At 71.2% G+C, this 13,808-nt stretch carries 15 protein-coding genes; 4 read left to right on the top strand and 11 right to left on the bottom strand.

Annotated elements, in window-relative coordinates:
* Positions 1–397: 397 nt before the first annotated feature.
* From CA984_RS23335 to CA984_RS23325, 3 genes are all read right to left on the bottom strand, one after another.
* Positions 398–778, bottom strand: a complete 381-nt coding sequence (locus CA984_RS23335; RefSeq protein ID WP_086575702.1) for an STAS domain-containing protein — start codon at positions 776–778, stop codon at positions 398–400.
* Between the two features lie 10 nt (positions 779–788).
* Positions 789–977: a hypothetical protein gene (locus CA984_RS23330; RefSeq protein WP_086575701.1), complete on the bottom strand. Its 189-nt coding sequence runs from the start codon at positions 975–977 to the stop codon at positions 789–791.
* A gap of 184 nt (positions 978–1,161) precedes the next feature.
* On the bottom strand, positions 1,162–1,884 hold the full coding sequence (locus tag CA984_RS23325; protein WP_207620997.1) for a YqjF family protein: 723 nt from the start codon (positions 1,882–1,884) through the stop codon (positions 1,162–1,164).
* A 759-nt stretch (positions 1,885–2,643) separates the two neighbouring features.
* On the opposite strand from CA984_RS23325, the gene CA984_RS23320 reads away from it, so the two are divergent.
* Complete coding sequence (locus tag CA984_RS23320) at positions 2,644–2,919, top strand: DUF2795 domain-containing protein (protein ID WP_086575699.1); 276 nt, start codon at positions 2,644–2,646, stop codon at positions 2,917–2,919.
* A 118-nt stretch (positions 2,920–3,037) separates the two neighbouring features.
* Positions 3,038–3,571, top strand: coding sequence for a hypothetical protein (locus CA984_RS23315; RefSeq protein WP_086575698.1), 534 nt, complete (start codon positions 3,038–3,040; stop codon positions 3,569–3,571).
* Positions 3,572–4,245: 674 nt separating this feature from the next.
* Here the strand turns inward: CA984_RS23315 and CA984_RS23305 are convergent.
* From CA984_RS23305 to CA984_RS23290, 4 genes are all read right to left on the bottom strand, one after another.
* Complete coding sequence (locus CA984_RS23305) at positions 4,246–4,518, bottom strand: type II toxin-antitoxin system RelE family toxin (protein WP_086575696.1); 273 nt, start codon at positions 4,516–4,518, stop codon at positions 4,246–4,248.
* Complete coding sequence (locus CA984_RS23300) at positions 4,515–4,802, bottom strand: type II toxin-antitoxin system Phd/YefM family antitoxin (protein WP_207620996.1); 288 nt, start codon at positions 4,800–4,802, stop codon at positions 4,515–4,517. Before CA984_RS23300 ends, CA984_RS23305 begins: the two co-directional genes overlap by 4 nt.
* A gap of 384 nt (positions 4,803–5,186) precedes the next feature.
* Positions 5,187–6,812, bottom strand: coding sequence for an L-glutamate gamma-semialdehyde dehydrogenase (gene pruA / locus CA984_RS23295; RefSeq protein ID WP_086575694.1), 1,626 nt, complete (start codon positions 6,810–6,812; stop codon positions 5,187–5,189).
* Positions 6,812–7,738 (bottom strand): proline dehydrogenase family protein, encoded by a 927-nt coding sequence (locus tag CA984_RS23290; RefSeq protein WP_086575693.1) that lies wholly within the window; start codon positions 7,736–7,738, stop codon positions 6,812–6,814. Before CA984_RS23290 ends, pruA begins: the two co-directional genes overlap by 1 nt.
* Positions 7,739–7,832: 94 nt before the next feature.
* Here CA984_RS23290 and CA984_RS23285 point away from each other — a divergent pair, with 94 nt between their 5' ends.
* Positions 7,833–8,900, top strand: coding sequence for a PucR family transcriptional regulator (locus CA984_RS23285; protein WP_242676124.1), 1,068 nt, complete (start codon positions 7,833–7,835; stop codon positions 8,898–8,900).
* Positions 8,901–9,023: 123 nt separating this feature from the next.
* Here CA984_RS23285 and CA984_RS23280 read toward each other — a convergent pair whose 3' ends face one another.
* From CA984_RS23280 to CA984_RS23265, 4 genes are all read right to left on the bottom strand, one after another.
* On the bottom strand, positions 9,024–10,175 hold the full coding sequence (locus CA984_RS23280) for a glycosyltransferase (RefSeq protein WP_242676123.1): 1,152 nt from the start codon (positions 10,173–10,175) through the stop codon (positions 9,024–9,026).
* Between the two features lie 118 nt (positions 10,176–10,293).
* On the bottom strand, positions 10,294–10,554 hold the full coding sequence (locus tag CA984_RS23275; RefSeq protein WP_086575690.1) for a hypothetical protein: 261 nt from the start codon (positions 10,552–10,554) through the stop codon (positions 10,294–10,296).
* A gap of 46 nt (positions 10,555–10,600) precedes the next feature.
* Positions 10,601–10,840, bottom strand: a complete 240-nt coding sequence (locus CA984_RS23270; protein WP_086575689.1) for an MEDS domain-containing protein — start codon at positions 10,838–10,840, stop codon at positions 10,601–10,603.
* 161 nt (positions 10,841–11,001) lie between these two features.
* A complete protein-coding gene (locus tag CA984_RS23265; protein ID WP_086575688.1) occupies positions 11,002–12,861 on the bottom strand; it encodes a SpoIIE family protein phosphatase in 1,860 nt (619 codons plus the stop codon).
* Between the two features lie 126 nt (positions 12,862–12,987).
* Between CA984_RS23265 and CA984_RS23260 the strand changes: the two genes are divergently transcribed.
* Positions 12,988–13,704, top strand: a complete 717-nt coding sequence (locus CA984_RS23260; RefSeq protein WP_031159726.1) for an ANTAR domain-containing response regulator — start codon at positions 12,988–12,990, stop codon at positions 13,702–13,704.
* The last annotated feature ends 104 nt before the right edge of the window (positions 13,705–13,808 follow it).

Here is a 13,808-nt window from a genome sequence, read left to right as displayed (position 1 = left end):
GGCTCTACGTGAGGCTGGATTCGCCCGCATGACCCCGGGTAGGGCATGACTCGACGCGGAAAGCGCAGTTGATGCGGGATGGCTGAACGGCATGGGACGTAACTTCAAGATCCGTCCTCTCGGCGGTGCGGCGGGATGCCTGATGATGATCATCATCTCGGTCGTCCTGTCCGTACTGCTCACGGTCGTGCTCAACGTCTTCCTGCGGTGAACTCCCGCGGGGCCCCGCGGTGGTGGAGTGGCGCCTGGCCGGCCCGCCGTCGAGGGAGCGGCGACGTCCGCCCACGGCGGATCCCGTCGTGGTCGTCCGTCCAAGGGCTTGCCGGGAGGTCATCACCGGCGCTGGAACACGAGCTGGATTCAGGCGTCTCCGGCGTCTCCGGCGTCAGAGGGATCATCAGTCGGCTTCGACGCCCACCTGCCGCAGCGCCGCGTCGCAGCTCGCGTGTCGTTCGAAGACGTTGTGCAGGCCGGTACGGTACAGCAGCCGCTCAAGGCTTCCGTGCAGGCCGCTGAGTATCAGCCGCCGTCCGCCGGTCTGACTGTGATGTAACGCCAGGACCAGCTCGCTCAACCCGACCGAGTCGCAGAAGGAGACCTCGCCGACGTCCACGATCAGCACCGGCGGGGCGGGAGGAAGGGTGGCGGCGCGCAAGTGCCGCCGGAGTGTCGGCGCCGTCGCCAGATCGAGTTCACCGGCGACGCGGATGATGCTCACCCCGTCGCGCAGCTCGGCGGAGACGGTGAGCACGGGCAGGTGCTGTCGCTGGGATGTCATGATCGGTTGTTCACTCCTGTGGTTCGCCGGTCAGCGCGGAGCGCGGGTCCGGCCGGTGGCGGGCGGGGCGGCGTGCCTCGGTGATGCCGTCGGTGTACGGCGACCCCCCCAGGCGGCCGGTGCCGTTCGGCGACGGCACCCACCACTGCTCGGCTTGCCCGTCGAACAGGGCGGGAAACTCCTCCGCCGCCGGGATCATGCCTGCTCGGACCTGCGGGGACCGATGCCGACGACCTGAGGCCACGGGGCCGTCGGCCGGGCGAGGAGCGGCGGGCGAGCAGCGCTTCCGTCGGCGAGAAGCGCTGCTTCAGGGCCGTTCGCGGGCACGGATGGAGATCCCGGCCGCGCCCCTGTCATGCGGGAGAAGGCGCGACACCTGGGACTCAGGGGTTCGGTCCGGGCGTCGTCGTCGCGGACGTCATCGCCCGGGACCGGGGTGCCGGGGTGCGTAGCCAGCTCCACATTCCCACCCGTACGCGCACCCCGGGGGAGGCGTGCAGGATCGGGTCGCAGTCCGGGGCGGTGAGCCCTGCCGCCTGGAGGAGATCCTGGTCGAGGTGGGTCAGCCGAGCACGGTGCAGCGGCCACGGCCGATGCTCGACCTCGGCGTGGGCCAGCCTGCCTCCGATGACGGTGAACAGCCGGTAGCGTTCGGTGAGGAAGTCCGTCAGCTCGTCGCGCTCGGCGTCGGCCAGTGGGGCGCCCAGTTCCACGTCGGCGTCGCATCGGGCGCCGACGGGCCCGGGCCGGCGACGCCGGCAGCGATAGGCACGCCGTTCACCCTCGGCGCGCACGGACATGTCGGACCAGTAGTAGGGCAACCAGTAGCCGGTCCGGGCGCCGAGAGCGGGAAGGAGACGTCCGGCGTCCAGCGACAGGAACCACAGGCCGCTGCGCCCCTGCGCGTCTTGCACGTAGGTGCGCACATTCGTCTCCGGGAACCGCGACAACCACGGCAGCGCCGGGACGCCGGGCACCCGTACGTCCTCCATGAGAAAAGGCGTCAGGCCGACCCAGGCCGATCCGTCGAACCTCTGCACCGTGAGCCCGTCGGGGAGCAACGACTGGACCAGGGCGGGGGAGTAGCGCCAGTGGATGAAGGACATGTTGGACCATCGGTGATACATCACCGGCCGAGTGACCTGCGGAGACTGTGGTGTTCGCATCTTGTGCCCCTACCCCGGCGGAACCGATTGAGAGCGGCGCCGGCGAACCGGGTGACCGGCACGGCGCAAGGCAGCTGAAAATCATGGAGGGTGACGTCGAAATCCGCCCCCTCCGGGCGTGGCAGGATGCCCGATGATCATCGTCTTGATCCTCCTTTCCGTACTCCTCACGGTCCTTTCCGTACTCCTCACGGTCGTGGTCAACGTCTTCCCGGGCTGACTCCCGTGAACGGTGAATGCCGGGTCGTCAGAGGAATGACCTGGCGGGAGGTGGAGAGCGCAGACGTATGACCGATACGCCCCCACCGCCCCCTCCGGCTCCCACCGCTCCGGCCTCCTCCGGTGGAGCCGGAAAGCCCCGGCGGCTCGCCGGACTGGTCCTTGGCGTCGGGGCCGGAGGCTCCGTTCGACGGGAGGGGAACCGACCTGCGGGGCTGCCCGCCGGATGCGCCCGGCCGATCCGGGAGGCGGAGATGCCGCGTCGGCCCCGAGGCGAGGTATGTCCCGGATGGTTCCCGGCCGAGAGCCCGGATGTTTTCCCGTCCAAGAGTGGGTAGGGGCAGGTCGCGTCGGGGAACGCCGCCCGCGGGGCGTGTTCGGGGGATCAGTGTACGCATCTGTTCCGTCGCCCTTCCTGGACGCGGATGACCACGCCCACCAGGGAGTGGGCCCGCACTGTGATCACATAAGGAGAACCACATGACATCGTCGTCGCACACGCCCGGTCATGAGCCCGGTACGCCGCAGGGCATCAGTCCGCAGGGGGTGGAGGCGCGCAGTGAACTGGCCAGATGGATCAGCGGAGCCGGTGTCTTCCCCGCGGATCGAGCCACGCTGCTGGCCCGCGCCGAGGAGCAGAACGCACCCGATTCGGTGATCGGCGCGGTTCGCTCCCTGCCGGAAAAGACTTTCACCAACTTGGCGGAGGTGGCCGAGACGCTCGGGTACGGCAAGGAGGACAGCGGACAGGGATGAGACCGGTGGGGCGGTGCGCCCGCCCCCGGGCCCCGGCCGCCCGAGTGCGAGCCGGACTCGACCGAGCGATGGACGGACGGGCCGTTGACAAGGCGCGATTGCCGGGTACGGAGACGTCATGATGAAGCACGCGCTGTGGCAGGGGCTGATCGCCGGGACGGCCGGGGCCGTGGTGATGACGCTGGGGGAGAAGGCGGAGCAGCGGCTGACCGGCCGGCCGGACTCCCATGTTCCGGCGCGGGTTCTCGAACGGCTGACCGGGATGGCCGAGCGGCCCGGACGTCAGCCCGAGCCGGTGAACTGGGTCATGCATTTCGGGCAGGGGGCCCTGTTGGGCGTGCTGCGTTCGGTGATGGCCCACGCGGGATTGCGTGGGCCGTGGTCCTCGGCGAAGTTCGCGGTGGTCCGGCTCACCAACGACCAGATCCTGGAGAACGCCACCGGGGTCGGTGCGCCGCCTCCGTCGTGGCCCCGCCGGGAGCTGGCGGTGGATCTGCTGCACAAGACGGTCTACGCCTTCGTCACCGGTGTCGTGGCCGACGCCCTGGCCGCCCGCTCGGGACCAGGCCCCGGGCAGCGGCATGCGGCGATGCGCCCGGGCCGGCGGGCCGGTGCCGGACCGCTGCCGCGACAGGAAGCCCACAGCCGGTGAACAGTGCCGCCCCGCGGGGAACAGGCGGCGCATGCCCGGCCCGGCCCACCTGCCCGCACCACCGGCATCCGGAGGGCTCTTCGCCCTCTTCCCCGGCACGATGTGGTGCTCAGCGAGGAGGTGGTCCGAGATGCCGGTACGTGGGGGGCCGTCGGTCGCGGCCTCACGGCAGTGGCGAGACGAGAACGGCGTGCGGATGCCTGCGGGCGAGGTGCATGCCTGGTACCCGGGGACGAACCAGACGCTGTGCGGACTGGCGCTCAGCCGATCGCGATTGCTGCGCTTCTCCCACGTGCGCTGGCCTGATGTCTTTCCCGAGTCGGGCGGCGCGGCCGAGGAGGTGAACGAGGTGTGCGAGAAGTGCGTCGCGGCGTCGGGCCGTCGCTCGCATCGGGGGTGGAGCCGACCCTGGACACGGAACTCGCCGCGTCCTTGACGGCTCACAGCGCCACTGTCGTGGATCGACCCCTGGGCGTGATCAGGATCGGCCGGGGAGAGAAACGCCCGGGACTCGGATCCGTGAGTCCCGGGCGCCGCCGTTCCGGCCGCTGTGATCCGTTGCCCGGGTGGCCGAGCTTCCTCAGGTCGGATTCCTGCCGGCCGGTCCGCGGGAGGTCAGCCCATGTGCGGGTAACGGTGGTCGGCCGGCGGGACGGCGGTCACCGCATCGGCTGTCAGGGATGGTAGGCGTCTCGGCGGTGTTTGACCGTCTGGACCGTCACGGTGTGCTTGTCCTCGTCGATGCGGTACACCACGCGGTAGGTTCCGCGACGGGCCACATGCAGTCCTTCGTACGGCTCCTGGAGAGGTTTTCCCACTCGCCACGGCTCTCGGGCGATGGCGCCGGTGATGAGTTCCCAGGCGGCTGCCGCCACTCCCTCGGGGAGGATCGTCGCGAGGGCACGTCGGGCCGGGGGGTCGAGAAGAACCGTGTACCGGTCGCTCACGCGCTCGCCCTGCCGAGGCGGGACGCCATGATGGCGGCCATCTCCTCCTCGGTGGTCACATCGCCCCGGGCTTCGGCGGCGGCTGCTTCGACCAGATCGGCGCGCATCCCCGAGTCGGTGAGGATCTCCAGGGTCTCTTGCAGGGACTCCCACTCGGCCACGGAGACGATCACGGCATGAGGTCTGCCGTTCCGGGTGAGGGTGAAGTGGTCGTGCTCCCGGGCGGCCCGATCGGCCAGCTCGGTCAGCCGATCTTTCGCTTCGCTGATCGGGATGATCTCCATGGAGTCCATGGTATCCATCTGGCTGGAATATCGGCCAGAACTCAGGCCATGAACTGACGTGTGACCAGGCGGCAGGGGAAACGAACGTCCCCTTGAACGCCGGAGTATCCGTTCACATCGACGCCGACGGAACCTAACGAAGGTGCCGATTTCGAGTTCGGTGTCGACTGCGTCATCGCGGGGTTGCAGAGCCGCCGCGCGTGATCCGGCCTCCTGAGGAGAGGCGCATGGCCGCCGAGAAATGTTCCCGGCGGCCACGCGCTCGCTCAGGAGCGGCGCGCCCGGCGACCGTGGCGGTCCGCCCGCCGACGGTGACGCGAGATCGATCACACGTCCGCGCCGCGGACCGCGAGGGCGGCTCCAGGCGCCACCGGCCGCGGAGCGTCAGCCCATGTGCGGGTAACGGTGGTCGGTCGGCGGGACGAACGTCTCCTTGATCGTGCGGGCGTTCACCCAGCGGATCAGGTTGAAGATCGAACCGGCCTTGTCGTTGGTGCCCGAGGCGCGGGCGCCGCCGAAGGGCTGCTGGCCGACGACGGCCCCGGTGGGCTTGTCGTTGATGTAGAAGTTGCCCGCCGCGAAGCGCAGCCGCTCCGACGCCGAGGCGATCGCGTAGCGGTCCTGGGCCATGATCGAGCCGGTCAGCGCGTACGGCGAGACGCTCTCCATCTGGTCGAGCACCGTGTCGAAGTCGGCGTCGTCGTAGACGTGCACGCCGAGGATCGGCCCGAAGTACTCCTTGGTGAAGATCTCGTCGGTCGGGTCGGCCGACTCCAGGATGGTCGGCTTGACGAAGTAGCCGGTGGAGTCGTCGTAGGAGCCGGTCAGCACGTTGATCGAGTCGAGCCCGCGGGCCCGGTCGATCGCGGCCTTGTGCTTGGCGAACGCCCGCTCGTCGATGACCGCGCCCATGAAGGTCGACAGGTCGGCGGCCACGTCGCCGATGGTCAGCGACTCGGCGGTGCCGACGAGGTCGTCACGGATGAGCGACCAGACCGAGCGCGGCACGTAGGCGCGGGACGCCGCCGAGCACTTCTGCCCCTGGTACTCGAACGCGCCGCGGACCAGCGCGGTGGTCAGCGCCGCCGGGTCGGCCGAGGGGTGGGCCAGCACGAAGTCCTTGCCGCCGGTCTCGCCGACCAGGCGCGGGTAGCCCCGGTAGGAGCCGATGTTGGCGCCCACCGTGGACCACAGGTGCTGGAAGGTCGGGGTGGAGCCGGTGAAGTGGATTCCGGCCAGCTCCGGATGGGTCGTCGCGACCTCGGAGACGGCGGCGCCGTTGCCGGTCACCATGTTGATGACGCCCGGCGGGAGCCCGGCCTCCTCCAGCAGGCGCATCGTGAAGTGCGCGGCGAACTGCTGGGTGGGGGAGGGCTTCCAGACGACGACGTTGCCCATCAGGGCCGCCGACGAGGGCAGGTTGCCGGCGATGGCGGTGAAGTTGAACGGCGTGATCGCCAGGACGAAGCCCTCCAGCGGGCGGTACTCCATCCGGTTCCACACGCCCGGCGACGACACCGGCTGGTCGCTGTAGAGCTGGCGCGCGTAGGCCACGTTGAAGCGCAGGAAGTCGATCAGCTCGCAGGCCGAGTCGATCTCCGCCTGCTGCGCAGACTTCGACTGGCCCAGGATCGTGGCGCCGTTCAGCGTCTGCCGGTACGGCCCGGCGAGCAGGTCGGCGGCCTTGAGGAAGATCGCGGCCCGCTCCTCGAAGGACAGCGCCCGCCAGGCCGGAGCGGCCTTCAGCGCGGCGTCGATCGCGGCCCGCACGTCGTCGGCGGTGGCGTCAGCTGTACGGCCGAGCACGGAGGCGTGGTTGTGCGGCTGGACCACGTCGATGGAGGCGCCGCCGCCCATCCGCTGCTCGCCGCCGATCGTCATGGTGAGGTCGAGCTGGGCTCCGGTCAGTTCCTTGACGCGGTTCTCGAGCGTGGCGCGCTCGGCGCTGCCGGGGGCGTAGCCGAGGGTCGGCTCGTTGGCCGGGGCCGGGACGTTGAAGATGGCATCCATCACTTGCCTCCAAGGGCACGAAGAAAGAAGGCGATGTTCGCCGGACGCTCGGCGAGGCGGCGCATGAAGTAGCCGTACCAGTCGTCGCCGTACGGGATGTAGACGCGCATGGTGTGACCGGCGCCGACCAGGGCCTGCTGTTTGTCGGTCCGGATCCCGTAGAGCATCTGGTATTCGTACTCGCCCAGGGAGCGGCCGAAGCGGTCGGCGAGCGTCTCGGTGATCGAGATCAGCCGGTCGTCGTGCGTCCCCACCATGGGGTAGCCCCGCCCCGCCATGAGGATCCGCAGGCAACGGACGTAGGCCTTGTCGACCTCGCTCTTGCTCTGGTGGGCCACCGAGGCGGGCTCGGCGTAGGCGCCCTTGACCAGACGGACCCGCGAACCCTCGTGTGACAGGTCGCGGCAGTCGTCCTCGGTGCGGAACAGGTACGCCTGGAGGGCGACACCGGCGGAGGGGAAGTCCTCGCGCACCGCCCGCAGGATGCCCAGGGTGGAGTCGACCGTGGTGTGGTCCTCCATGTCGAAGGTCACGTTCGCTCCGGCGGCCCGGGCGGCCTCGGCGATGTGCCGGGCGTTCTCCAGGGCGATCTTGTCCCCGTCGGCGCCGAGCGCCTGCCCGACCGCGGAGAGCTTCACCGACACCTCGGCGCGGTCGCCGAGCCCCAGCTCGCGCAGCGCGCCGAGCAGGACGATGTAGGCGTCGGCGGTCTGGGCGGCGGCCTCGGCGTCCCGGGTCTCCTCGCCCAGATGGTCGATGGTGACGGCGAGACCGGCGTCGGTCAGCCGGTGGACGCTCTCGACCGCGTCCTGGGTGGTCTCGCCCGCGACGAAGCGGTCGACGACCTTGCGTGTCAGCGGGACGCCGGACACCGCGCGGCGGACGAGCGGCACCCGCGATCCGGCGAGAAGAAGGGAACCGAGCATGTATTCATGCTAAAACCCCAGCTCAGATATGCCTCATGTGCATCTGCCACGACCGCCGGAACCTCCGTTCATACAGATGCACAACAATGGGGGGGTGCTTCAGGAGACAGTCGACGAGATCGCCGCCAGGCTGGGTGCTTCCGCGACCCTGGAGGACCGCTCGTTCCAGCTCCTGGCCTACGCCGCGCAGAGCGGTGACATCGACGAGGTGCGGCAGGAGTCGATCCTGCGCCGCCGCGCGACGGAGGAGGTGCGAGCCTACTTCGAGGGGTACGGCATCGCGACCGCGCCCGGCCCGGTCCGCATCCCCGAGGACGCCGAACTGGGCGTCCTGGCCCGGGTGTGCGTGCCGCTGCGGCACCACGGGGTGACCTACGGCTACCTGTGGCTGCTGGACGACGGCACGCTCGGCGGTGACGCGCTCGCCTCGGTGTCTGACCTGGTCGCCCGGGTCGCCGCCGTGCTCGCCCAGGAGACCCGCCGCCGCCAGGATCTGGGCAGGAACCTGCGGGAGCTGTTCTCCTCCGACGCCGACGAGCGCTCCTGGGCGCTGGCCCGGCTGAACGTGCCCGGCCCGGTGACGGCGATCGCCGTCCGGAGCTCGCTGGACCGGGTGGCCGCGCTCTGGACGCTGCCGCGCGGCGTGCTCGCCGACCCCGGGCTCCTCGTGCAGGGGGAGTCGCTGGTCGCCCTGCTCGCCCCGGCGGGCCAGGCCTGGGAGCTGGCCCGCCGGGTCCAGGGCATGTACGGCACGGCCGCCGGGGTCGGTGACGCCCGGGCCGATCCCGCGCAGGCCTGGCGGAGCTGGCGGGAGGCCGTACAGGCGCTCGACGTGGCCGGCAAGGTGCCCGCGCTCGCCCCCGTCGCGGCCTGGTCCGACCTCGGCGTCTACCGGACGCTCGCCCGCCTGTCACCGGTCGATCTGCGCGAGCTGGCAGGGGAGACCGCCGGGCTGGCGGACGACCCGGAGCTGGCGAGGAGCGTGGAGGGATACCTCGACCGCGGCGGCCACGTCCAGGCGGCCGCCGCGGCGCTCGGCGTGCACCGCCAGACGCTCTACTACCGGCTGGGCAAGGCCGAGCGGCTCACCGGCCGCGACCTGGCCGACGGCGAGGACCGGCTGCTGGTCCATCTCAGCCTCAAGGCGGCCCGCCTGCTCTAGGGGATGAATCAGCGTGCCGTGAAAAGCATTTCTGTCCGGTCCGTGCCATCGGATCGGATTCATAGCTTGAAAGCGGACAAAAAACTGGGGCCCCCGGCACGGGGACCCCAGGACACGTCGCGGTCAGTGCTGCGTCGCGAGCGCGTTCTCGTAGACCTGGACGAGCTCCTGGCTGATCCGCTCCCAGGAGTAGCGGGAGCGGGCGCGGTCGGCGCCGGCGAAGCCGATCGCCGTACGCCGGGTCGGGTCGGCGAGCAGCTCCCGGATGAGGCGGGAGGTCTGCGCGGGACGGTCCGCCGGCACCAGCAGGCCGGTCACCCCGTCCACGACGGAGTCGAGGTGGGCGCCCACCGCCGAGGCGATGACGGGCACGCCGCACGCCATGGCCTCCAGCGCGACGATGCCGGTGGAGGTCTCCTGCGGCAGCGAGACGACCAGGTCGGCGCTGCGCATCAGCTTGGGCACCGAGGTGTGCGGGACCTGGCCGAGCATGGTGACCCGGTCCTCCACGCCGACCTCCTTGGCCAGCAGCATGACGCGGTGCGCGTCGGCGTCGTGCGCCAGCCCCGCCGCGTCCGGGCCGCCGGCGATGAGCAGCTCGGCGTCGGGGATGCCCTCCAGGGCGCGGATGGCGGTGGAGACGCCCTTGTCCTGGGCCAGCGGCCCGACGTGGAGCAGGCGGGGCCGGGTGCCCCGGGCCGCGGCCGGTCCCTGACGCCGGAAGCGCTCGATGTCGACGCCGCAGGGGATCACGGAGATGTTGCGGCGCGGCACGCCCAGCCGGATCAGCGTGGACTCCTCGTCCCCGCATCCGGCGATCACCGCGCTGGCCCGGCGGCCGATCGCGCGCTGCACCCGGACCTTCTTGGCGTCGCGGCTGTGCTCGCTGCTGAAGCTCTGGGTGAACGGCACGCCCAGGCCGTCGGCTCCCGCGATGGCGGCCAGGCCACCGGTCCAGGAGTGCGCGTGGATGACGTCCGGGCGGTCCTGCCCCCAGCGGCGCATGAGCTGGTCGCCGAGGTCGGGCAGGTAGGGGAGGACCCTGTCCTCGGGAAGGTCCTCCGCGGGCCCGGCGGGCAGGCTCTCCAGCGTGACCCCCTGGAACACGCGGACCCGGGGCTTGTCGGCGTCGGAGTGCTTGCGGGTGTAGATCGTGACCTTGTGCTCCCGGCCCAGCTCGCGGGCGATGGCCAGAAGGTGGGCGCGCTGCGCGGCGATGTCGGACTGGCTCTGGGAGGCGGAGAGAGCGTCGGAGGAGACGAATGCAATGTTCACGGCACACCTCTGGGAGGAGATAGGCATGGAAAGCCTGTAATTCCTTCAGGGGTGCCTGCGTCTTAGGCACACGTCTGTATGAGGGAAACCATACCCGGATTCACGCCGACGGCAAACCTCAGTATTTCCTGCTCTGCCGCAACTCCTCGGCGCGTGCGCTGGGCACGTGGAGCTGGACCGAGCATCCGCCCAGGTCATCGTGGATGTCCAGCCGGTCGCACAGCTGCCGGGCGACCCACAGCCCGTCACCCGGCCGGTCCGTGGGGCCCGGCGGGAGCAACCCGGCGACCGGATTGGCGATGCGGCCGCCCGGGCGGTGGAGGTGACAGGTGATCGCGCCGAACCGCTCCCACAGCCGGACGGTGACGGGCAGCTCCAACTGGTCGGCGACCTTGCCCGCCCCGGGCCTCGACGCCGCGCCGCCGTCAGTAGCGGTGGAAGGCCGTGATGCGCTCCACCGTCCGGCGGCCCAGAAAACCGCTCTCCGCGTAGTCGACCAGGAGACCGTCCTGGCCCAGGGCGTCCCTGAGCAGCCCCAGGTTGGCCGAGGTCGTCACGGCCATCACGGGGTCGCCCTTGGCCAGCCCGTCCCGGACGAACGGCAGCGCCATCGCCAGGAAGCGCTGATCGGAGTCGTAGACCGCGGCCTGGTGGACGGGGGTCACCGGAGAGCGCCCCCGTCCCGGCGCACGCCGCGGGAACGCCGATCCAGGGCTGGTGTCATTCGACGTCCCCACTTCGCTGGACACGAGCACAGGCCTCCGCCGGGCACCGGCACATCTCGCGTGACGGGCCGCCGGGCCGTTCACGTGGCGGGACGGTCAAGCTATACGACGCGTAGGGCGAGTATCACGATCTCATCCCATACTCGTCCGCCGGAGAACGCGTGCCGGTCCTCCTCCACGGTTTTGACCACCGTGGCGGGGGACTGCGCCACGCAGCGTGCCAGCACGTCGGCCAGGCGGTTCTCGCCGTACGGCTCGCCCTGCTCGTTCTGCGAGGCGACCAGCCCGTCGGAGTAGAAGACCAGGGTCTGGCCCGAGGTCAGCGTGAGCTCCTCGCTGAACATCTCGGCCTCGGAGGCGATGCCCAGCGGCACGCCGCCGCCCGCGGTGAACCGCACCCCGCCGTCGGGCTGCAGGAGCGCGGCGGGATGGTGGCCCGCGCTGGCCAGCCTGATCTTGCGCGCCCGGACGAACCCCGCCACCGCCATCACGAACAGACCGCTGTTCTGCGCGGTCAGCGCGTGGTTCAGCTTGCGCAGGGCCTCACCCGGATCGGACTCCCAGACGCTGAGCACGCGCAGCCCGTTACGGACCATGGCGCTGACCGACGCGGCCTCCTCGCCCTTGCCGGCGGCGCCGCCGAGGGCGAATCCCCACCCGTCCCGCACGGGGAAGACGTCGTAGAACTCGGCCCCGACCGGGCTGGAACCGGCGTGGTAGATCGCCGCCGCCTCGAACCCGGGGATGTCCGGCAAGCTCCGGGGCACCACGCTGGTGCGCAGCGCGTCGGCGGCCTGGGAGCGCGTCTGGAAGCTGCGCCTGGCCCGCAGGGCGAGCCCGAGATGGACGCCGATCTCCTCCATCAGCCCCAGGTCGGCCAGGGAGAACGGCTCGCGGTCGCGCAGCCGTACGAGGGTGAGGGCGCCCAGCGCGCCGGCCTCGCCCTGGATCGGCACGATCAGCAGCGAGGCGGCGCCCATGACCCGCAGCAGCGGAGGGCCGCCGGGGACCTCGCCGAGCAGCGTCTCCTCCTCCAGCATCTCGTGGACCACGCCCGAGCCGCCGGTCAGCACGTGGGCGACGGCCGGCGCGGCCAGCGGGGTCATCCCCTCGATCAGGCGGACCAGCTCGGTCACCGGCTTGTCGCTCGGGCCCAGCACGCAGGCACGCCGGGGCACGCCGTCGCGGACCACGTCGGCGATCACCCAGTCGGCGCTCTCGGCCGCCAGAAGCCGTGCGGCGCGGGTGACGGTCACCGGCTGGCGCAGGCTCTCCTCGTCGAGCAGCAGGCGCGTCATCGTGGACAGCAGCTCCTGGCGGCGCGCGGCGGCCATCACCAGGGAGGCGTCCGAGCGGTCGACCGGCCCCCGGGGCGCCCCGGCCACCTGAGCCTCCAGCGGGAGGATCACGATGGCGGTCATCTCCTGCGGCTCGCCCGGCATCGTCAGCCGGGTGACGGCGAGCTGCACCGTGTGCGCGCGGCCCTGGTGGGCCAGCCGCGTCTGGAACGTCGCGGTCTGGCCGCCCTGCTGCACCGCGGTCAGATGCGAGCGGAACGCCGCCCGCCGGGAGACGTCGACGAGCAGCGGGAACGAGCGTCCGATCAGATACCCGGCCGGGCTGCCCAGCATCTGGGAGGTCTCCGCGCTGATGCGCCGGACCACCCCCGAGGCGTCCAGCACCACCACGGGGACGGGGAAGGTACGGAACACCTGCCGAAGCAGTTTGAGCTCCCGCTGCGACCCGCTCTCCCGCTCGCCGGACCGCTTGGGCGCCTTGCGCAGCTCGCGCAGGGACGCCTCCAGCAGCTCGCGGGCGGTGTCGAGCTCCGCGAGCGCGGCGTCAAGTGTGGACCGGGGGTCGGCGGGGTAGGCGGATCTGGCCTCGCGCAGGGAGGAAACCCTGGTGGTGAGCGCGTTGAGCGCCTGCTCCAGGGCCTGAAGGCCAATGGCGTCGGTCAATGTTCGTCCTCGTCGGCGGCCGGGATGGGGCTGGCCCCGTCGTAGACGGTACGCCACCCGGTGGATCGGATCGATGCACGGTCAGATAGTGATTAAGTTAGCGAAGCCAGGAAGGGGTTACGTGACATGGAGATGGTCACTCCCGTTCTCGCCCGGGATCTCGCGGCTCTCGGCAGGGTGAGCGAGGAGACCTCGAGCGAGAGCGTACTGCGGGGGCTCACCGCCACACTCGCGGGCGACGTGCCCGGCTGCGCGGGCGGTTCGGCCGAGCTGTGGCGCGAGGAGCGGATGGTCGTCTCCGCCTCGCACAGCGAGCTCATCGTGCTCGTCGACAGCGAGGGCGACCTGGGGGAGGGGCCTTCCTCGGAGGCCCGTGCCACCGGCCGCCACGTGATCGTCCAGGATGTGCTGCGCGAATCCCGCTGGCCGGGTTACGTCGGCATGGCGGTCCGCTGCGGGGTCCGCTCGGTCCTGGCCATGCCGATCACCGTCGAGCGCGCCGTCCTGGTCCTCGGCCTGTACGGCGTGCGCCCCGGTGTCTTCGCGGCCCGCAGCGTCCCCCCGCTGGCCGACATGCTGGCCGAGCAGGTGACCGTGGCGCTGGCCAACATGTGGGACTACGACGAGGTCAGGACCGATGCCGCCCAGATGCAGGAGGCGCTGGCCGGCCGGGCGATCATCGACCAGGCCAAGGGCATCATCATGAAGTCCAGCGGCTGCTCGGCCGAGGCCGCGTTCGACGAGCTGCGCAGGGTCTCCCAGCATCACCAGGTGAAGGTCGCCGACCTGGCCCGGCTGCTGGTCGACGAGCACCAGCGCAACCGGGAGGGGAAAGCCGGCTGAGAGGCCGTCACCGCGCCCGGGGTGTCCACGGTGGCGCCCGCTCACGGCGGTGACGGGTCCACGGTGGCGCTCGCGTGAGGCGGCGCCGGGTCCGTGGCGCCCGC

It is taken from the genome of Streptosporangium minutum (assembly GCF_002149035.1).
Taxonomy (GTDB): Bacteria; Actinomycetota; Actinomycetes; order Streptosporangiales; family Streptosporangiaceae; genus Streptosporangium; species Streptosporangium minutum.
Note: the sequence above shows the minus strand (reverse complement) of the source record. Positions and strands in the feature narration are given on the sequence as shown.